At 45.7% G+C, this 20396-nt stretch carries 17 protein-coding genes; 8 read left to right on the plus strand and 9 right to left on the minus strand.

Annotation, left to right across the window (positions count from 1 at the left end):
* Window positions 1-27: 27 nt before the first annotated feature.
* From adeK to sdsA, 6 genes are all read right to left on the minus strand, one after another.
* Complete coding sequence (adeK, locus tag FTU40_RS08895; protein ID WP_005097784.1) at window positions 28-1500, minus strand: multidrug efflux RND transporter AdeIJK outer membrane channel subunit AdeK; 1473 nt, start codon at window positions 1498-1500, stop codon at window positions 28-30.
* On the minus strand, window positions 1500-4676 hold the full coding sequence (locus tag FTU40_RS08900) for an efflux RND transporter permease subunit (RefSeq protein WP_005169787.1): 3177 nt from the start codon (window positions 4674-4676) through the stop codon (window positions 1500-1502). The genes adeK and FTU40_RS08900 overlap by 1 nt, the downstream gene beginning before the upstream one ends.
* A gap of 13 nt (window positions 4677-4689) precedes the next feature.
* Entirely contained in the window at window positions 4690-5955 is a 1266-nt protein-coding gene (locus FTU40_RS08905) for an efflux RND transporter periplasmic adaptor subunit (RefSeq protein ID WP_034608437.1), read from the minus strand.
* 35 nt (window positions 5956-5990) lie between these two features.
* A complete protein-coding gene (locus tag FTU40_RS08910; RefSeq protein ID WP_074383416.1) occupies window positions 5991-6593 on the minus strand; it encodes a phosphatase PAP2 family protein in 603 nt (200 codons plus the stop codon).
* Window positions 6594-6752: 159 nt separating this feature from the next.
* Entirely contained in the window at window positions 6753-8795 is a 2043-nt protein-coding gene (locus FTU40_RS08915; RefSeq protein WP_034608441.1) for a site-specific recombinase, read from the minus strand.
* A 15-nt stretch (window positions 8796-8810) separates the two neighbouring features.
* A complete protein-coding gene (gene sdsA, locus FTU40_RS08920; RefSeq protein WP_100329110.1) occupies window positions 8811-9788 on the minus strand; it encodes an All-trans-nonaprenyl-diphosphate synthase in 978 nt (325 codons plus the stop codon).
* Window positions 9789-10233: 445 nt separating this feature from the next.
* On the opposite strand from sdsA, the gene rplU reads away from it, so the two are divergent.
* The 8 genes from rplU (at window position 10234) to FTU40_RS08960 (ending at window position 16888) form a co-directional block, all read left to right on the plus strand.
* Window positions 10234-10545, plus strand: coding sequence for a 50S ribosomal protein L21 (rplU, locus tag FTU40_RS08925; protein WP_005097776.1), 312 nt, complete (start codon window positions 10234-10236; stop codon window positions 10543-10545).
* Window positions 10546-10564: 19 nt separating this feature from the next.
* On the plus strand, window positions 10565-10819 hold the full coding sequence (gene rpmA, locus FTU40_RS08930; protein ID WP_005097774.1) for a 50S ribosomal protein L27: 255 nt from the start codon (window positions 10565-10567) through the stop codon (window positions 10817-10819).
* Window positions 10820-11066: 247 nt separating this feature from the next.
* A complete protein-coding gene (lolA, locus tag FTU40_RS08935) occupies window positions 11067-11762 on the plus strand; it encodes an outer membrane lipoprotein chaperone LolA (RefSeq protein WP_180040582.1) in 696 nt (231 codons plus the stop codon).
* Window positions 11763-11931: 169 nt separating this feature from the next.
* Window positions 11932-12693, plus strand: coding sequence for a DUF3298 domain-containing protein (locus tag FTU40_RS08940; RefSeq protein ID WP_180040584.1), 762 nt, complete (start codon window positions 11932-11934; stop codon window positions 12691-12693).
* A gap of 100 nt (window positions 12694-12793) precedes the next feature.
* Entirely contained in the window at window positions 12794-14065 is a 1272-nt protein-coding gene (gene serS / locus FTU40_RS08945; protein WP_005097768.1) for a serine--tRNA ligase, read from the plus strand.
* Window positions 14066-14138: 73 nt separating this feature from the next.
* Window positions 14139-15521, plus strand: coding sequence for a siroheme synthase CysG (gene cysG, locus FTU40_RS08950; RefSeq protein ID WP_180040586.1), 1383 nt, complete (start codon window positions 14139-14141; stop codon window positions 15519-15521).
* A 355-nt stretch (window positions 15522-15876) separates the two neighbouring features.
* A complete protein-coding gene (locus tag FTU40_RS08955; protein ID WP_005097765.1) occupies window positions 15877-16353 on the plus strand; it encodes a tRNA (cytidine(34)-2'-O)-methyltransferase in 477 nt (158 codons plus the stop codon).
* A 139-nt stretch (window positions 16354-16492) separates the two neighbouring features.
* A complete protein-coding gene (locus FTU40_RS08960) occupies window positions 16493-16888 on the plus strand; it encodes a hypothetical protein (RefSeq protein WP_218944851.1) in 396 nt (131 codons plus the stop codon).
* Window positions 16889-16948: 60 nt separating this feature from the next.
* Here the strand turns inward: FTU40_RS08960 and FTU40_RS08965 are convergent, their stop codons facing one another.
* From FTU40_RS08965 to FTU40_RS08975, 3 genes are all read right to left on the minus strand, one after another.
* Entirely contained in the window at window positions 16949-18343 is a 1395-nt protein-coding gene (locus FTU40_RS08965) for an APC family permease (protein ID WP_180040588.1), read from the minus strand.
* A 264-nt stretch (window positions 18344-18607) separates the two neighbouring features.
* On the minus strand, window positions 18608-19792 hold the full coding sequence (locus tag FTU40_RS08970) for an iron-containing alcohol dehydrogenase (protein WP_005097761.1): 1185 nt from the start codon (window positions 19790-19792) through the stop codon (window positions 18608-18610).
* 1 nt (window position 19793) lies between these two features.
* Window positions 19794-20327: a hypothetical protein gene (locus tag FTU40_RS08975; protein ID WP_180040590.1), complete on the minus strand. Its 534-nt coding sequence runs from the start codon at window positions 20325-20327 to the stop codon at window positions 19794-19796.
* Window positions 20328-20396 lie beyond the last annotated feature (69 nt).

A 20396-nucleotide genomic window follows, 5' to 3' on the forward strand; every position in this document is an offset into this window, starting at 1 on the left:
GTGAGCTTTTCTTTTTCTATTTTAAATCTATTTCGCCTGCTGTTCTGCTGCGCGGCGTTGTTCAGTCACGGACGGCTGATTCGGCAGGGTATCCGTGGTATTGACTTTTAAGCCTCCGCCGAGGGTCTTGTAGACTTCAACCTGATTGTTCAAGTTGGCCTGTTCAAGCAAGAGCAAGCCTTGTTCTGCGGCATAAGAGGCACGCTGTGCATCCAGTACCGTCAGATAGCTGTCAATCCCGGCGCGAAAACGTGCCTGCGACAGGCGATAGGTGGTATTGGTGGCTTCTACCAGACGGCGCTGTGCAGCAATTCGATCACCAATGTTTTGGCGAACTGCTAGCGCATCATTTACTTCACGAAAAGCGGCTTGAATCGACTTTTCGTAATCTGATAATGCAATTTGCTGATCGGTTTCAGAAATCTGGATATTGGCCTGACGGGTACCCCAATCGAAAATTGGAATATCCAGACTTGGGCCAAAGGACCAGCCAAAACTGCCTGATTTAAACAGATCGCCTAAATCGGTCGATGCATAACCTGCTGAACCGGTCAAACTGATGGTCGGGAACAGGCGTGCGCGTGCTGCTGCAATATTGGCACCCGCTGCAGACAGACGATACTCGGCAGCGCGTACATCTGGACGGTTAATCAGCAGATCACTTGGCAAGCCTGCACCCAGTGCCGTATTGGATGTGATGCGGGTTACGCGTTGTGCCGGCAATAAAGTCGCAGGCACTTGCTGACCGACCAGCAGGTTTAACAGGTTTTGTGCCTGTGCCACCTGAGTGCGGTAATTCGCGACATCATTGCGTGCCGTTTCGACGGAAATCTGGGCCTGACGCACAGGAAGTTCGCTGTCGATCCCGACATCAAAACGTTTCTTGTTCAGGTTAAACGATTCAAGCTGTGCTTTTAGCGTTTGTTCAGCCAAAGCCAGATTGGCATTGGCAAATGAATAGCTGAGCCAGGCTTGAGACACCTGACCAATCAGTGCAATTTGCGTCGCATCTCGCGCACTTTGAGTCGCCAGGAAGTTATCCAGTGCATTGTCACTTAAGCTACGTACACGCCCCCAAAAGTCCAGCTCAAATGCGGTTACACCCAGACCTACATTATAGGTGGTTACAGCACCGCGGCTTTGAGGATTGCTACTGCCCGTGTCTTGACGTAACACGCTGCCACTGGCACCAATGGTCGGTAACTGATTGTTTTCAGTAATCTGATACTGTTGCTGGGCGCGTTGAATATTCAGGGCAGCAGTGCGCAGATCACGGTTATTGTTTAATGCCAGATCGAGCACCTGTAACAGGCGCTGATCGGCAAAAAAGTTTTTATAACCTTGTTCTGCTACAGAAGTACCAGACGCATTGGTATAGCTGCTCGGGATATTTGCCTGTGCAACCGGCTCTGGACCACGCATGCTTTGACAGGCTGTCAAAGCAAGCGCAAGGGCAGATACCGCAATGCTACGACCTGTAATAGACCATACATTTTGCATTACGACTTATACTCCTGATTTTGTTGTTTTGGTTTGTATTTAAAGATACTTCGAATCCACACGTAGAATACCGGGATAAAGAAGATACCTAACAAGGTCGAGCTGATCACGCCACCAAGTACACCATAACCGACTGAGTGCTGACTACCTGCACCTGCACCTGAAGCCAGGGCAAGCGGCAATACACCAAAACCAAAGGCCAAAGTGGTCATGATAATTGGACGTAAACGCATTTTCGCCGCATGCAAGGTTGCTTCGAATAAATCTTCACCTTGCTCTTGTAGCTCTTTCGCAAATTCCACGATCAAGATCGCATTTTTCGCAGAAAGACCAATCACGGCAATGATCGCCACCTGGAAGTAAATGTTATTCGACAGGTTCGGATTTTGCAGCAGCACCATCCCGCCATAAGTCATGAGCAATGCACCGACGATACCCAATGGCACCACCAGCAGAACCGAGAACGGAATCGACCAGCTTTCATACAGGGCTGCCAGACACAGGAATACGATCAGGAGTGACAGGGCATACAGGAACGGCGCCTGTGCACCAGATTCACGCTCTTCCAAAGACAGACCGGTCCATTCGAAGTCAAAGCCGGTTAAGCCCATTTCTGGTAACTTCGCCGCAATTTCTTCCATGGCTACCATGGCATCACCCGAACTAATTCCCGGAGCCGGTGTACCTTGAATGTTCATCGACGATACGCCGTTATAACGTTCAAGACGTGGTGAACCATAGGTCCATTCGCCTGTGGCAAAGGCCGAGAAAGGCACCATTTCACCGCGATTATTACGCACATACCACTGGTCCAGATCTTCCGGCATCATACGTGAGCCAGCTTCACCCTGAACATATACCTTCTTGACCCGACCGCGATCAATGAAGTCATTGATGTACGAACCGCCCCAAGCAATACCCATAGTACTGTTAATTTCGGCAACGCTGACACCCAGTGCACCGGCTTGTGCATGATCAACAATGACACGGTACTGTGGATTATCTTCCTGACCATTTGGACGCACACCTGCCAGACGCGAGTCTTGTGCTGCCAGGCCCAGAACCGCATTACGTGCTGCCAGAAGCTGGTCATGACTTTGACCACCTGCCGCCTTAAGCTGTAAGTTAAAGCCAGCCGACACACCCAGTTCAGGCATTGCAGGTAATTGCAGTGGCATGATGTAAGACGCATCTTTAACAATCATGTTTAGTGCCATACCACGCTGGATAATGGCACCGACTTGAGATTCCGGACTAGTACGTTCTGACCAGTCTCTCAGTTTAATAAAGGCCAGACCTGCGTTTTGACCCACACCGGTAAAGGAGAAACCCGCCACACTAAAGACTGACTCGACATGATCTTTCTCGTTTTCCAGGAAATAGTTGGTCATGGTATTGACCACCTTGTCGGTACGTTCCAGAGTTGCATTTGGTGGTAACTGAACCAGTGCCATGACCACACCCTGGTCTTCATCCGGCAAGAATGAAGACGGCAGTTTCTGGAACAACAGCACAATAATACCCAGTACCACCGCATACACGATACCTGAGAAAATCTTACTGTGGGTCATGCGATTCACGCCGCCCTGATATTTCACAGACACCTTGTCAAAGCTGCTGTTAAACCAGCGGAAGAAACGCGCAAAGATACCATTGCTTTCCGGCTTGTTTGGATCATGCTGTTTGAGCAGGGTCGCACACAGGGCAGGGGTAAAGGTCAAGGCGACAATCAGTGACAGGATCATTGCCGTGACCAGCGTAATCGAGAACTGACGATAAATGACGCCGGTGGTTCCACCGAAGAAGGCCATTGGAACGAATACTGCAGACAGCACCGAGGTAATACCAATCAGTGCGCCGGAAATCTGTCTCATCGATTTTTCAGTTGCAGACACCGGATCCAGATGCTCTTCCACCATGACCCGTTCTACGTTCTCGACTACAACAATCGCATCATCGACCAGAAGACCGATCGCCAGTACCATGGCAAACATGGTCAGGGTGTTGATCGAGAAGCCAAAAACGTTAATGACCGCAAAGGTGCCCAATACCACCACTGGAACAGCCATGGTTGGAATAATCGTGGCACGCCAGTTCTGCAAGAACAAGAACATGACCAGGAACACCAGAATAATCGCTTCGATCAGGGTCTTAACCACACTCTTAATCGACAGTTCAATAAATGGTGTTGTATCAAAGGCCAGTTGATCGACCATGCCTTGCGGATAGTTCGGACGTAACTGTTCTAAGCGTTCTTCAACCGCTTTTGCTGTATCAAGCGCGTTAGCACCTGTGGCAAGTTTAATTGCCACACCACCAGCCGGTTTGCCATTAAATTTCGAATCAAACTGATAGTTATCTGCACCGAGTTCCACCCGTGCCACATCACCCAGACGAACTTGCGCGCCCGAAGTGGTGTTTTTCAGGAAGATATTGCTGAACTGTTCCGGAGTTTGTAACAGGCTTTGAGCCGTTACGGTCGCATTCAGCACTTGACCTTCAACTGCAGGAGCACCACCAAGCTGACCCACCGCAACCTGTGCGTTCTGGGTGCGAATTGCAGTCGCAATATCGCTCGGTGTTACTTGCAGGCTAGCCATTTTGGCCGGATCTAGCCAGATGCGCATCGCATAAGAGCCACCAAAGACCTGAACTTCACCAACCCCGGCCACACGGCTTAAAGGTTCAGAAATATTCGAGTTGACATAGTCTTTGATGTCATCGGCGGTCAGGCTGCCATCAGGTGAATAGAAAGCCAATACCTGAAGGAAGCTGGCACCGGATTTGGTGACACGCACACCCTGACGCTGTACATCTTCGGGAAGAAGTGCAGTGGCAGACTGTAATTTGTTCTGAACCTGAACCTGTGCGATATCAGGATCAACACCCTGGTCAAAGTTCAAGGAAATAGAAGAAGAACCGTTACCCGCGCTGTTAGACGAGATATAACGTAAGCCATCCATACCGTTCATCTGCTGCTCGATGATCTGGGTGACTGTATTTTCAACAGTTTCAGCAGATGCACCTGGATAAGTCGCAGAAATGGTCACGGTTGGCGGAGCAATCGTTGGATATTGTGCAATTGGCATTTTGCTGATGGTTAAAATACCGGCCAGCATGATAACCAATGCAATCACCCATGCAAAAATCGGGCGATGAATAAAGAATTGAGCCATGAACCATTACTCCTTATGCATTTGCAGCAGGTTTTTGTTCAGGTTGTTCTTTCTTTGCATCATCTGCCTTTTTCTCGCTTGCTGCAGGCTGTTGCGGTGCAGCACCTTGTGGCGCAGCAGCTTGAGGTTGATAAGGTTTAGCTACAACTTGCTGTTCAGGTTTCACTTTTGCAATCCCGTCCACAATCACTTTATCACCTGGATTCAGACCTTCAGTCACAATCCAGTTGTTGCCTTGAGAGCCGGTGGTCGTGACTGGACGTGGTGCTACTTTACCATCAGCACCGACCAGCATCGCCATTGCCTGACCTGTTGGAGTACGGGTCAACGCCGCTTGTGGGATCAGGAAGGCATTGGGCACTTCACCCTGTACGATTTGCGCAGTCGCAAACATACCTGGCAGGAGTAAATGGTTTTTGTTCGGGAATACCGCACGTAAAGTCACCGTACCTGTTTCCGGATTTACGCTGGCATCCGAAAATGCAAGACGGCCTTCAATCGGGTAGATGCTGCCATCTTCAAGCTTTAACTTCACTTTAGTGTTGTTTGAGCTATTCAAATCGCCTTTGTTGAGCTGCTGACGTAAACGTAAAAGCTCAGCACTGGACTGGTTGATATCCACATAAATTGGATCTAAACGCTGAATGGTAACCAATGGCTCTGGTTGATTCGCCGTCACTAATGCACCCGCAGTGACAGACGAACGGTTGGTCTGGCCCGAGATCGGTGCACGTACAGTCGAATAGCCCAAGTTAATTTCGGCATTACGCAAGGTGGCACGGTTGGCATTCAGATCGGCTTCAGCCAGTTTGACCTGTGCCACGATGTCATCATATTCTTGTTTAGAAATGGCATTGGTTCCAACCAGCTGGCGGTAACGGCCTTCCTTCACACGTAATACACCCAGATTGGCTTCAGCACGGGCAATTGCTGCACGAGCATTATCCACGGTCGCACGGTTGGTGCTTGAATCGATTTCGTACAGAGCCTGACCTTCACGCACATAACTGCCTTCAGTGAACAAGCGTTTAAGCACCACACCACTGGCTTGCGGACGTACTTCTGAAATTTCAAATGCTGTTGTACGACCCGAGAGCTCTACAGACTGCTCTACACTTTGTGGTTGTGCAACAAGAACACCGACTTCAGTCGGTGGCATCTGTTGTTGAGCACCAGCTTGCTGGCCCTCTTTTGGATCTTTGCTACAACCAACAAGTGCAAGACTTGTTGCTAATGCGCAAGCAGTCAGGGCAGGTGCCCAAAGCTTTGCAGACATCATTGTTTCACCTCTATTAGATCTTTATCTAAATTTTCTTATTTGTGCGCCGCGCAATATCTGATCCAGACCATATACCACAACGAAATCCAAATAAAACTGATACTCCAGCCGGATATGACATCTGAAGGAAAATGTACGCCTAGATAAACTCTTGAAATCCCCATCATCAGCATCCATAAGCCTGCACCGATCATGATGATGGTAAAGCGAGAATGTTGCCGATACATGTAAATTGCCAGACAAGCCAGACATGCCGCATACAGACTATGCGCACTTGGAAAGGAACTTCCAAAACTTTCAACCAGATGCAAGGACTCTGGTGGTCGGGGTCGGGCAATTGCAAACTTTAACAGCCAAGCTAGGAGTATTCCTCCGATAATTCCGATACATATAAAAATTACGCTTGTATGCTTTTTATACCACAGCAAGGCAATACACCATAGTGTGGATAAAAATAATACAAATGGCATGCCACCTATCACTGATAAGGACAGAGTAATTCGATTCCAAAACTCGGTGCGATACAGACTCATCCTTTCCACTGCGTGCAAATCAAGCTTGCTTAAAGCAGGGATATTCAGGATGAACACACTGAAAATTAAAAATAAAATACCGACAAAAAGTAACAAGTAATGCATGCCAAAAATCCTTGTCCCTTTAACCGTTCGCAGATCGGTTAATTGTCTGGAGTAGAAGTGTACTTGTCAGTACACTTTTTTTCAAGTGTGCGTATTTTATGCGAATTCCATTTTTTTAGTAAGGAATTTGTTGCTAAATATACTGTAATTGTCGCAGTTTTAAGATTTCGTCGATGTATGATTTTCGTCAATTTCAATGCTTTGCTTGGGGGGCCAGAAGAAATCACTTGGCCGGGTCAGGAAGTGAGTCATGACCAGTTTTGCCAACGGTTTCCACTGTTCAAAACGCACCCGTCGTGCACGCAAGGCCACAATAATGGTCAAACTGAAACTGACAAATAAGTTGGTCAGGCCAATCAACAACACACCGAGGAAAGACACCACAATCAAGCCAATATCAGGGCCATTAATATTGATCAGGCCCTGAATAAAGTTGGCCGATGCAAAGGCAATATGCCGGATATCGAGCGGCAACCCCAGAATAAAACCAATGGTGCCCATACTGCCGAGCATGATGCCAAACATGAAATTACCTGCCAGCGCTCCCAGATTACGTTCAATATAATCTGCAAACCGGTACAACCGTTCCTGTCCCATCAATTGCGATAAACGTATATGGGCTTTCAGGCGGGGGCCTACCTTGCGGTAGACGGCCATATTGTCAAAATAACCGGCCAATAACCCGGACAGGAACAGACATACCCCGGCAATCGCAGCATGCGGAATCGCCAAAGAGGTAAAGGGATTCAGGTCATGTAAGGTTTTGGTTGCCTTGGCATGATTCATTAAGGGTTCATGCAGAGCAACGTCCCACATTAAGGTAATCAATGCCGCCACCGGAATGGCAATCGAAATATTGCCCAGAATTGCCACAAACTGGGTACGGATAATATTCACAATCAGCGCGGCCAGCTCGGCAATTTGCGCCATTTTTGAGCCTTTGCGTTGCTGGACTGTGGCCGCCAGTGCAGCGGCTGTCATCGCTGGCTGTTTGGTCGCCACGGTAAAATGCAGCACATGGATCAGCATAAAACCCAGCGAATAATTCATGCTATAGCTAAAGGCCTGCATGAGAGGCGCCATGCTCAGGCGTGTCATCAGGATTTTCAGGGTGGCCATTGTTGCGATAATGGCACCTGCACCGGCGGCCGATTTGTACATGGCCAGAAAGCCTTTTTTGTCAGTACTGACATAGTGCTCGCCGGTTTTACTAGCATTCTCAGTCACCTGCAAGGCCAGGAGTTCACTATTGGTCGCCAGCAGGGCACGTACACTGCGTTCGCTATAAATCGCTTCAGTGATATCTGCAATAAACAGGCCGATGGACTGGTAGCGCAGGTCATCCTCGTCCATGACCATGTTGAGCAGGATTTCAACCCGCTCCAGACACTGCTCCAGCAGTGCCAGCATATAGGTCAGACTCACGCTGACCCCAATCCGTTTGGTAGAGCGGCGAATTTTTGCCACGACATCATGACACTGTTCCAGCATCACCAGTGCTTGCGAAGCATCTGGCGGGGTGATCGAATCGACCAGCGTGACCGTGTTATAGCGTTTTTTGTATTCCTGAATAAATTCGTTAATCTCACGGTTCTGCACCAGAAAAGGAGATTCATATTCCATCAGTTCCGGCTGTGCATTAATAAATTCAGGATGCAGACCAATACCACTGATCCGATACGACAAAATGGTCAGTGCCTTGATCAGTTGATCTTTAATGCGGGTCTTTTCAGGCTGATTGGAGTGACCCTGATTGAGAACTGAAAATAAGCGTTGCCAGTCATCTTCATCAAAATAGTCGAGCCAGTATTTATCGGTCGGCTGATAAAAAACCTTGCGAAATAATTCTTGTAATTGCTGATGATCCGGAATAACTGGCAGGATATGCGCGCCAATACGCTGATTGAGCTGATTCCAGAAACCATCCAGAGACAAAATACCGGTATCGGAAAACAGACTGGTCTGTTTATAACGGTTAATGATCCGCAGGGTAAATGTCTGTAATGCTGAAACTGCATTCGGCGTCAATAATAAAGCTTGGATAAATGCATTGAACTTTGCTTCGATTTCTTCGGTATTTCTGCTGTCTTCCGGTCTGATTCTTTCAATCAGTTCAATGAGAAGATTTTCATCCAGCACCGCCTGAGGTTGCTCAAGCTGATGCTGCATGTTTTGGAAAAGATCAAGAAAATTAATATGCATAGGCGAGTTTAAAGATTACTGAATTCGGTGTAGGGCCAGTTTGGCCAGATTAATCAGAGCTTGACGATACTCAGAGTCAGGTAATGCCTGCAAGGCATGAATGGCGGTTTCCGTTTCTTCAGTCGCACGTTGACGGCAATAGTCCAGTGCCCCGGACGCATTGACAATTTGAATGACTTGATCGAGATGTTCTGTACCGCCAGTGGCAATACTGCGACGGATAATTTCATGCTGCTCACCGGAGGTATTTTTTAGCGCAGCAATCAATGGCAGGGTAGGTTTGCCTTCCATCAGGTCATCACCGATATTTTTGCCGAGGGTTTCTGCATCGGAGGTGTAATCTAGAATGTCATCAATAATCTGGAAGGCATTGCCGAAATGACCGGCGAAAGTTTTTAAAGGGTCACGGAATTCATCTTTCCCCGACAGAATCGCTGCGCCTTCTGTCGCCAGTTCAAACAGGCGCGACGTTTTACCATGAATAATATTTAAATAAGTCGCTTCACTGGTTTCTGGCTGGTGCTGGGATTGCAATTGCAGCACTTCACCTTCAGCAATTTCACAGGTGCCGGTCGAGAAATCTTTCAGCAAGACCATATTGTTTAAATCGACCAGCAGATCAAATGCACGTGAAATCAGGAAGTCACCGACCAGAACAGCAGTCTGGTTATTCCATGTCGCATTGGCAGTCGGACGGCCACGACGCAGGCCAGATTCATCGACCACATCATCATGCACCAGCGTCGCCGTATGCAGCATTTCAATAATCGCGGCCAGCTTGCGATGCGGTTCTAAATCTTCAGCACCACAAGCCTTGGCAGCCAGAAGACACATAATCGGGCGCATGCGTTTGCCACCCGCTTCGACCACATGTTTGCTGACGGCCATCACCAGTGCAACTTTTGAAGTAATTCCTTCATTAATGAATGTGTCCATCGCAGCAAAGTCGTTAGCAACAGGAGCGAGAATGTCTTGCTTAAAGTCGATGGTCATGTGAAAGAAAACCTCTAGTCTGGTAAATCGCAGGTCGTAGTTTAACAATTTATAACATGAGTGAAACCTAAGAAATGCATAAACTCCACTAAAAATCAGCTTTTTATAGATCTTATTCAGATTCGATCTATATTCTGCGCTACAAAAAATCAGGAAAGGTCAGCGATATCGCTCTCTTCATCAGGCTGAGTATATTAATCAAACTGGCCGAATTTCTGCTGTATTATTTTGTTGCTGAATATATCTTGAGTGTCTGATTTGATAGAAATTATTTAAGTGTTAAATAATTAGCACATACTCGCCATTATTATTTCAGTAAAATGGCTTGTTGTTTTTTTGAATATCCCTTAAAATCCTCGCCCTTAGATATCCCCCAGTGGCGTACGTCTTAAGATCGATATCTTCCTTTATCGGCACGACGACACGGGCTTGTTTGGAGTACATTATGTACGCAGTAATCCAAAGCGGTGGTAAACAACACCGTGTAATCGAGGGTGAAACCCTTAAAGTAGAATTATTGAAAGCTGAAACTGGCTCAACTATTACGTTTGATGACGTATTGATGCTTGTAAACGGTGAAAGCATTCAAATCGGTGCTCCAGTTGTTGCTGGCGCTACTGTAACTGCTGAAGTAGTTAGCCATGGTCGTCACGACAAAATCCGCATTATCAAAATGCGTCGTCGTAAACACTACCGTAAACAACAAGGTCACCGTCAATGGTTCACTGAGTTGAAAATTACAGCTATTTCAGGCTAATTACGAGGAGTAAATAGACATGGCAACTAAAAAAGCCGGTGGTTCGACTAAAAACGGTCGTGATTCGAATCCTAAAATGTTAGGTGTTAAAATGTACGGCGGTCAATCTGTGACTGCTGGTAACATTATCGTTCGTCAACGTGGTACTGAATTCCACGCTGGTCAAAACGTAGGTATGGGCCGTGACCATACTTTGTTTGCGACTGCTGACGGCGTAATCAAATTCGAAGTGAAAGGCCAATTCGGTCGTCGCTACGTATCTGTTGAAGCGTAATTCGCTGAGATAGAAAAAAAGCCCACAGTTTCTGTGGGCTTTTTTATGCCTGAAAATTGACTGTAATGAACGCCTGATCCAGCTTATGTAAAAAAACGGCTGAAATCTTCATCATGATGAACAAAAAAATAGATTTCGAATTAATAACCATACAAAAGTTCTTATTTTCTATCATTTTAGCTTTTAATTTTCGTTTAAGATGAGACATCAAATAAATTGCGATGACGCAAAATATAAAGGTGAAATTATGAATATGCTTCGTAAAACCGTCTGTGCTATGGCTCTGGGTGCAGTGATTTTAGCACCGGTGATGAGTACAACCGTGTTTGCTGCACCTGTGGCAGCGTCGGAGCAACAGGCAACTGCCAGTCTGGTAAAACAGCTGAATTATGTGCGTAGCATGACGGCAAATTTTGAGCAAAGCACCAAGGTGACCAATCCGAGAGCAACCCAGAAAAAAGGCTTGAGCGCACAACATATGAATCAAACCTTTAAAGGGGTGATGAAAGTCGAGCGTCCGGGTAAATTCTATTGGGAAACGACCGTACCATCGAAGCAAACCATTACAACGACTGGTAAAACAGTATGGATTTATGATCCGGATTTGCAGCAAGCGGTTCGTCAAAACCTGGATGAGCAAGTTGCCAATACACCGGCTTTGCTTCTGTCAGGAAATACCAGTCAGATTATGCAGTCTTACCGGGTCACTCAGCCGAATAAGGGGAAAACCTATTACACACTGTATCCTAAAAATACCGATGGTGTCTTTGAGAGCCTGACCATCAGTTTTGGTGCAAACAAGGCACCTAGCTTGATGATCTTGCAGGATTCACTTGGCCAAACTACAAATATTAAGTTTAGTAATGTGAAAGTGAATAGCAGTATTCCGGCTTCTACCTTTAACTTTACCCCGCCAAAAGGTACGGACATTATTGATCAATAATCAGAAGTATCAAGTAAACCAAAGAGCAACCGATTCAGGTTGCTTTTTTATTGCCGATTATCATGATTGTTTTGAGCAGGCTACAAGGTTCAGCTATATCTAGACAAGAGAGCATCTTAAAATAAATAAAAGTCGAGTCAATGAAATTGCAAAATTTTGGGAGCTCAGGATGAAGATCAATCTGTTTAAAACTGCTGAATTTTATGCTGTCTTATTAATCACTGTATATATGTTGGGCTGTCAGCCGCCATCCAATTCAGTTGCAACGCTTACCCAAACAGATCCGTTGGTGCAGATTGAAGCCAAGAGTATTCCCGTCAAAGGGGTGGCCAAAGTGGTGTGTGAAATAGAAGGCTGTGTACGCTTTGATCTTCATACGGTGGATACCAACCTCGACTGGATTGATCAATATTTTATAGAACGTATTCAGCATACCGAGCCGGTTGCATTCACTAAAGTGACTCAGAAAAATCCTAAAAAAGCCGATGAGCCCCATTATCTGGATCAGCGTTTTATCAAGGTAGTATTTATCGCTCAGCGTGATCATCTGGCGACTTTTGCCTTAATAAGTTCCAATCTGGTGAAGAATCACACTGCATCAAGTGAACATGTGGAATATATCAATTTTGATATGAAACAGAAAAAGCGTCTGGCTTTGCATCAATTGATGTTAAAGGGCGGTGAGCAGAAACTACTCAATGTGATATATCGAACCAATACTCGATGGCTACGCACACAGGGGATACAAGCACAGCAGTTAAAACTGAGTGATAACTATTATTTTGACAGGTCGGGTCTGGTGTTGGTGTACCCGGCAGGTGAATTAACTTCTAAAGCAGCAGGAACGCCTGAATTAAAAGTGTCCTATGCAGATTTGGGTGAAGTGATTTGGCCTGAATATTTAGCCATTTTACAGCCCAAGACTTCCTAAATATTGTGCTAATAAGGCACAGCTGGGGTCGTAGTCACTGTATTTTTTGACGTTAAGAGCTTACACTATAGCCAGTTTTTTTCTTCTGCAAAGATTGATTATGATCGACCCGAAATTACTCAGAAACAATATTGAGGCTGTAAATTTGGCCTTGGCAAAACGTGGTGTTCAACTCAATGTTGAAGAGTGGGCCTCCCTAGAAGCGCGCCGTAAAGAAATTCAGTCCAAGACAGAAACACTGCAAGCTGAACGTAATGCCGGTGCAAAACAAGTCGGTCAAATTAAAAAGGCAGGCGGTGATGCTTCTGAAATCATGACACGCATGTCTGCGATTGGTGATGAAATCAAAGCGGCTGAAGCAGCATTGGCTGAACTGCAAGCGGAGCTTGAAGAAAAATTACTGTCTATTCCAAACTTGCCAGATGAAGCTGTGCCTGAAGGCAAAGACGAAAGCGATAACGTGGAAATCCTGAAATGGGGTACACCACGTGAATTCGATTTTGAGATCAAAGACCATACTGACCTCGGTGAAATGATGGGCGGTCTGGAATTTGAAACCGCAACCAAATTAACCGGTTCTCGTTTCAGTGTTTTGAAAGGCCCATTGGCGCGTTTACAACGTGCATTGACACAGTTCATGCTGAATACGCATACAGACCAGAATGGTTATACTGAAGCTTATGTACCGTATTTGGTGAATGCGGATTCATTACGTGGCACAGGTCAGTTGCCTAAATTTGAAGAAGATCTGTTTAAACTTCAAGGCGAAAAAGAATTCTATTTAATTCCAACTGCTGAAGTGCCAGTGACTAACTTCGTGCGTGATGAAATCATTGATGCAGATCGTCTGCCATTAAAATATGCAGCACATACCCCATGTTTCCGTAGTGAAGCAGGGTCTTATGGCCGTGATACCCGTGGCCTGATTCGTCAGCACCAGTTCGACAAAGTGGAAATGGTTCAGATTGTTAAACCTGAAACGTCTATGCAGGCACTGGAAGATTTAACCGGCCATGCTGAAGGTATCTTGCAAGCATTAGGTCTGCCATACCGTAAGATCATCCTTTGTGGCGGTGATATGGGCTTTGGCGCGACCAAGACTTATGATCTTGAAGTTTGGGTGCCAAGCCAGAATACTTATCGTGAAATATCTTCATGTTCAAACATGGGTGACTTCCAGGCGCGTCGTATGAAAGCGCGTTACCGTGCCGACCAGAAAAAAACTGAATTTGTACATACCTTGAATGGTTCGGGTCTGGCGGTTGGTCGTACCTTGCTTGCAGTGATGGAAAACTATCAGCGTGCAGACGGTTCGATTGAGATTCCTGAAGTATTGCGTCCATATATGGGTGGTGCGACTTATATCGACTAATGCTTGATATCAGCATCGCTAAATGTGCATGAAAATTGCATAGACAATCAGATTTAAAATTTTGAGGTAGTTCGTGGATATCTTTCCAATCTCGTTAAAGTTGCAACAGCAACCTTGTCTGATTGTCGGTGGTGGACATATTGCCTACCGTAAAGCGGTATTATTAGCAAAAGCCGGAGCAGTGATTCATGTCATTGCCCCTGAAATTGATGCCAATTTACTTGGGATTGTTCAGCAGTCTCAAGGGCAATATGATCAGGCACCATTCAGTATACAGATTCCTTTGCGCCATTATCGTTTAGTGATTGCAGCAACAGATGATGCTGATGTGAATCGTCAGGTTTTCGAACTGTGCGAAGCTGAAAATGTACTGGTCAACAGTGTCGATGATCCACCACATTGCCGTTTTATGGTACCTGCGATTATTGACCGTTCGCCGCTGGTGATTTCGGTGGCATCGAATGGCACGTCGCCGGTGTTGTCACGCCAGATTCGGACTCAACTGGAAGCGACGATTCCACATGGCATGGGCAAGCTGGCTGAGTTCTCAGGCAAATGGCGCAGTCGCGTTAAAGCAAAAATTGTCAATCCGGATCAGCGCCGTATTTTCTGGGAAGATCTGTACGCCAGTCCGCTGAAAGAACAGGTGTTTAATGACAATATGGTTGAAGCAGATCGTCTGATCGAGCAAGCATTACAAGAGTGGCAACAGCCGAAAGGTGAAGTCTATCTGGTGGGTGCTGGTCCAGGTGATCCAGAACTGTTGACCCTGAAAGCGTTAAGGTTGATGCAGCAAGCCGATGTGGTGATTTATGATCGTTTGGTGTCTGAACCAATTATGGATCTGTGTCGCCGTGATGCGGAAAAAATTTATGTTGGTAAGGCGCGTTCCAATCATGTAGTTCCACAAGATGGGATTAATGCTTTATTGGTCAAATATGCCAGTGAAGGCAAGCGAGTTTGTCGTCTGAAAGGCGGTGATCCTTTCATCTTTGGGCGTGGCGGCGAAGAAATTGAAGAACTGTTTGCGGCAGGTATTACTTTTCAGGTGGTGCCGGGTATTACCGCAGCTTCAGGTTGTTCCGCCTACGCCGGTATTCCATTAACGCATCGGGATTATGCACAAAGTGTGCGTTTCCTGACAGGTCATTTAAAAGAAGGTTCGCCTGAATTGCCTTGGCGTGAGCTGGTTTATGAAAACCAGACCTTGGTGCTGTATATGGGACTGGTGGGATTGGAAAGAATCTGTGCGCAGTTAATCGCTCATGGTCAACGCGCAGATATGCCGGTGGCACTGGTCTCTAAAGGCACGACTCCTGAGCAAAAAGTTGTGGTGGGAACCCTTGCCGACATCGCCTCCAAAGTGTCTGAGCATCAAATTCAGGCACCGACTTTAACCATTATTGGTGAAGTGGTTCGCTTGCGTGAACAACTGCAATGGCATGAGCGAGGATAAGCAAAGCACTGCTTTGCCCGAGCGCAAGACGAAGGCTATGCCTGAGTAAGAGGATAAGCAAAAGTTGTTTCTTGGTTTGACCGCAAGACGAAGGCTATGCCTGAGTAAGAGGATAAGCAAAAGTTGTCTCTTGGTTTGACCGTAAGACGAAGGCTATGCCTGAGTAAGAGGATCAGCAAAAGTTGTTTCTTGGTTTGACCGCAAGACGAAAATTACACCTGAATAAAAGGATATGACGATTAATCTCATGGTCCGAATACAGGAAAAAGCTGTATCTAGATAACAGCACTGATGTTGCTGTTTGATCTATAAGTTGAAAGCTATATCTGAATGAAATGTATAAAGTGAGAAATAAGTGATCCACGTTGTTTTATATGAGCCCGAAATTCCTGCAAATACAGGCAATATTATTCGTCTGTGTGCCAATACGGGAGCACAGTTGCATCTGGTCAAGCCACTGGGTTTTGAACTGGATGATAAAAAACTGAGACGTGCCGGTCTGGATTATCACGAATATGCACGTATGCAGATTTGGGACACTATCGAAGATTGTCTGGCCGATCTGGCAAGCAAAGGCATTGCTCTGGATGCGGTCTATCCACTGACCACCAAAGGGACTGAAACGCCACATACCTCGGACTTGAACCGTCCTGTGGCATTGTTGATGGGGCCGGAAACGCGTGGTCTGCCTGAACATGTTCGGATGATGTTCCCGCAGCAGCACTGGATTCGTTTACCGATGGCAGAGAACTCTCGTAGTTTAAACCTTTCGAATGCCACGGCAGTGATTGTATATGAAGCCTGGCGTCAGCAGGGTTTTAAAGCGCTCTAAGCTTAAATTTACAATAATTTGAAAAGCTGCCTTTAGGTGGCTTTTTTATTTGCTAGGATAGAGAGATACAACTGATTGGAATAAGAAGGATATACGCGTGAAGCCGATATTAAAATTTGCCTTGGCCTGTTGTATTGGAATGACTGCTTTACACCTCGGTGCGCAAGAAGCAAGTGATGTAATGGGGGAAACGCAACAAGTTCAGCCAATTACGCAAGCGGAAATACAGCAAGGATTGGCTGACATGCAAAAACGCTTGGATGCGCGGATCGATAACTGGGGACAGAGTCTGAATTCCGATGATTTTGAATGGACTTGGCGTGGACGTAAATTGAAGCAGACCAAACGTCAGGAAGTTTGTGATATTTTTCAGGATGTGGTCAATGAAATGTATCAGCTGGCGGTCAAGAATAAAGCCAGACTAAATCCGGAAGAGCAAAAATTATTGTCGAATAGAAGTCTGTTCATTGAAAAACTGGGCTATGAAAATAATCGGGTCAATACCCAAATGGGTTTTGATTGTCGTTTATCCTAAGTAAAATCAAAACATAAAAAAGGCGCTTAAAGCGCCTTTTTTATTTGAACCGGAACGATATTATTTATCGTCAAATTCGTTGTGCTGAGGTGCAGGATGCTTGAAACCTTTGGTTTTATAACCCAGGTACAAGATACCGCCAAATGCCCAGATCAGACCATATTTCAATGAGGTTTGATCAACTTCGAGCCATAAGGCAAATACTGCAATGAAACCTGCAAGTGGTACCACCACAAAGTTCAGAATTTCTTTCCCAGTTTTGGTACGACCATCACGTAAAGCATAGCGTGAAATGACAGACAAGTTTACGAAACTGAACGCCGTCAATGCACCGAAACTGATCAGTGAAATCACAAAATCAAGATCCATGAAGCCAGCTGTTAAGGCTACAGCACCGACAATCATAATGTTGTATGACGGTGTGTAGTTTTTCGGACTGATATGACCAAAGATTTTCTTGTTGATCACGCCATCACGGCCCATGACGTACATTAAGCGAGATACACCTGCATGTGCAGAAATCCCTGATGCCATGACGGTAATGATTGCAAAACCAAGTACATAAGCCTGGAACAAGGACCCACCCACCAGCATCAAAATTTCCGGCTGAGTTTCAGCAATATTCTGGAAATATGAACCTGGATTGTTCGGGAAGTAAATCTGCATAAAGTAAGTGCTGATAATGAAAATAATACCGGCAATTAAAGCGGTCAAGAAAATCGCTTTAGGCAAAGTTTTTTCAGTATCTTTGGTTTCTTCAGCCAGCGAGCTTAAAGAGTCAAAACCAGTGAAAGAGAAGCACAGTAAAGTCGCACCGGTAATCAGGGCGCCTACTGAAGTTAATTCATTCCAGAACGGTTCCAGACTCCAGAGCTGATAGCGTTGCTCAGCTGTGATTGGACCATCCGCATTAAAGCCAGCCTGTAACTTGCTGTAGACCATCCAGGTAAATACGGCAATGACAATCAACTGCACGAACACGATCATACTGTTGAAGTTCGCTACAAAGCGCGCACCACGTAAATTGATGCCAGTCATGAATGCAGTCAATACCACGACCCAAACCCAATGATTGATATCAGGGAACAGGGCTTCTAGGTAAATGACAGCAAGAATGATGTTGACCATTGGCGACAATAAATAATCGAGCCAAGATGACCATCCCACCATGAAACCCACATTCGGGTGAATGGATTTTTGCGCATAGGTATAGGCCGAACCCGAAGAAGGGTAGCGACGAATCATATGACCATAGCTCAAAGAGGTTAACAAAATTGCAATCAGCGCAAAAATGTAAGAGGTGGGAACGTGGAAGTTACTTTCTTCAGATACCAGACCGAATGTATCAAACAAGGTCATGGGTTGAATATAAGCCAAACCAATAATAATGATGTGCCAGAGTCCCAGCGTTTTTTGCAGTTTAGCTGCCGATTGAGTCCCAGAGATATTAGTCAACGGCGTTATCCTCTTAATCGTTGATCAAGGATCAGTCATATTTATAAGGATCGTTTGAGACGAACGATCCCCCCTACAGTTTTCTATAAAAGCCCGCCAATCTACTTGAAAAGAAGGGCTTTTGCTAGCTATTTTTTTGACTTTTGAGGTGCATAAAGTATGCTATTCAAATTAACGCAATGATTTCTTTATGCAAGATTAAAGCCTGATGTCTAAAAAAACATCAGGCTTTAATTTTCGCTATATTGGCTTATTTTTCAGTAATTACCAAGCCTTTTTTAAGATAGATTTTAAATCTTCCAGGGTGGCTTCTTTCGGGTTATAAATGATGGAACCATCGTTCAGGGCTTTCTCTGCCACTTCATCCAGCTGCGCTTCAGAAATCTTGCCGGTTTCACGTAATGTACGTGGCAGTTTGGTTAGACTATAAATCCGATCTCGCATGGTCAGAATAGTGGCAATGGTTTTGTCTGCGCGTAAATGTGCAGGTGTTTGCGCATAAATATCGGCACCTGCCAAAGGTAGCAACAGATCAGCAATCTTGTCACCATTGACCTCTTTGTTGTATTCCAGCACATACGGCAGGAACAGGTTCATACATAAACCATGCGGCAAGTGCACCACTGCACCGAGTGAATGACCGAGTGAATGTACAATCCCGACCATCGAGTTAGAAAATGCAATACCGGCCATGGTCGATGCTTGAGCCAGTTCCAGACGGCCTTGCGCATCATTGGGATTATCCAGCACATTGAATAGATGGCTACTGATCTTCTTGACTGCTGCGGTGGCATAAGCATCCGAGATTGGATTGGCTGCCATACAGGTATAAGCTTCGACCGCATGGGTCAGTGCATCCATTGCGGTCATGGCGGTTAAATGCGGCGGCAGAGTCTGGGTCATGCGCGGATCTAAAATCGCAGCATGCGGCATCAGATAATACGATGCGAAAGGCATTTTAACGTTCTTCTCGGTATCTGAGACGACAGCCACCATGGTGACTTCTGAACCTGTCCCTGAAGTTGTTGGAATCACAAAAAATGGTTTCAGTGGCTTAGGCAGGTTGTGGGCACCAGAATATTTAAGCAAGTCATCACCCCCTTCAGACACCAGAATATTGGTGGCCTTGGACGTATCAATGACTGAACCACCGCCTACAGCAATGATCGCGTCACAGTGATTTTCACGATACAGTTTCGCCGCACTACGTACTGTACCCAAGCTAGAATCGGGTGGTACATCATCAAAAATGGCTACAATTGCAGCATCTGCCATTTCAAATGCCGCTTCAATCGGTGCCAGCAGATTATTGGCGCGTACACCTTTGTCGGTAATGATCAGCGGACGTTTTGCGCCTAAGGTCGCAAGTTCAAACGGAATATGTTCTAACGCGGCATGTCCGGCAATGACTTTAACCGGACAGAAAAATTCATAATAAGGTTTAGCCATGTTATACACTCCGTTTTAAATAAGATTGAGCGATTTTTAGATAAATACTGCTCGCTTCGCTTAGTTTTTCTTTGAGGCTGAGATTGCTTGGATATTCTTTGACAGCCAGTTGCGCCACCAGTTTAGGCAAAATCAGTGCTTCCATTTTATTTAGACAACGCACCAGACGAATGGCATTGGAAATATCGCCATCGGCAATCATGCGGTCATTGGCAAAGGCTTGAGAGGTGCTTTCCTGAAAGGAAAAAACTAAAAAAGCATGGTGCAGATGTTTAAAGGTAATAGTCAGATCAGGTGCTTTTTCCAGATTTTTCACCAGTTCCAATTGCTTGTCCTTAGTGACCCGCGCCACAAAGGCTGGGCCATGCGGAAAGACTTTCATGGAAAGAGTGAAATGGACTGGAAATTGAGCAACTTCCTGTTTGATTTCTTCATCCACCTGGCTTGCCATGACCAGACCGCGGCCAATCACATCCATCATGAGTTTGACATAGGCAAGCTGCAAAGCGGGTTTTACGGATTTAGTTGCAATCACGTGATGATCCCTATCTCAATATTATTGGTTTAGAGTAAATACTCTAATTTATTTGGGGGTGAAATGCAA

It is taken from the genome of Acinetobacter sp. YH12100, from assembly GCF_013419135.1.
GTDB lineage: Bacteria > Pseudomonadota > Gammaproteobacteria > Pseudomonadales > Moraxellaceae > Acinetobacter > Acinetobacter pseudolwoffii.

Excerpts from the sequence above, each read along its gene's own strand:
- adeK (WP_005097784.1), bottom strand. The coding sequence starts at position 1,500 with ATGCAAAATGTATGGTCTATTACAGGTCGTAGCATTGCGGTATCTGCC.
- FTU40_RS08900 (WP_005169787.1), bottom strand. The coding sequence starts at position 4,676 with ATGGCTCAATTCTTTATTCATCGCCCGATTTTTGCATGGGTGATTGCA.
- FTU40_RS08905 (WP_034608437.1), bottom strand. The coding sequence starts at position 5,955 with ATGATGTCTGCAAAGCTTTGGGCACCTGCCCTGACTGCTTGCGCATTA.
- FTU40_RS08910 (WP_074383416.1), bottom strand. The coding sequence starts at position 6,593 with ATGCATTACTTGTTACTTTTTGTCGGTATTTTATTTTTAATTTTCAGT.
- FTU40_RS08915 (WP_034608441.1), bottom strand. The coding sequence starts at position 8,795 with ATGCATATTAATTTTCTTGATCTTTTCCAAAACATGCAGCATCAGCTT.
- sdsA (WP_100329110.1), bottom strand. The coding sequence starts at position 9,788 with ATGACCATCGACTTTAAGCAAGACATTCTCGCTCCTGTTGCTAACGAC.
- rplU (WP_005097776.1), top strand. The coding sequence starts at position 10,234 with ATGTACGCAGTAATCCAAAGCGGTGGTAAACAACACCGTGTAATCGAG.
- rpmA (WP_005097774.1), top strand. The coding sequence starts at position 10,565 with ATGGCAACTAAAAAAGCCGGTGGTTCGACTAAAAACGGTCGTGATTCG.
- lolA (WP_180040582.1), top strand. The coding sequence starts at position 11,067 with ATGAATATGCTTCGTAAAACCGTCTGTGCTATGGCTCTGGGTGCAGTG.
- FTU40_RS08940 (WP_180040584.1), top strand. The coding sequence starts at position 11,932 with ATGAAGATCAATCTGTTTAAAACTGCTGAATTTTATGCTGTCTTATTA.
- serS (WP_005097768.1), top strand. The coding sequence starts at position 12,794 with ATGATCGACCCGAAATTACTCAGAAACAATATTGAGGCTGTAAATTTG.
- FTU40_RS08960 (WP_218944851.1), top strand. The coding sequence starts at position 16,493 with ATGACTGCTTTACACCTCGGTGCGCAAGAAGCAAGTGATGTAATGGGG.
- FTU40_RS08970 (WP_005097761.1), bottom strand. The coding sequence starts at position 19,792 with ATGGCTAAACCTTATTATGAATTTTTCTGTCCGGTTAAAGTCATTGCC.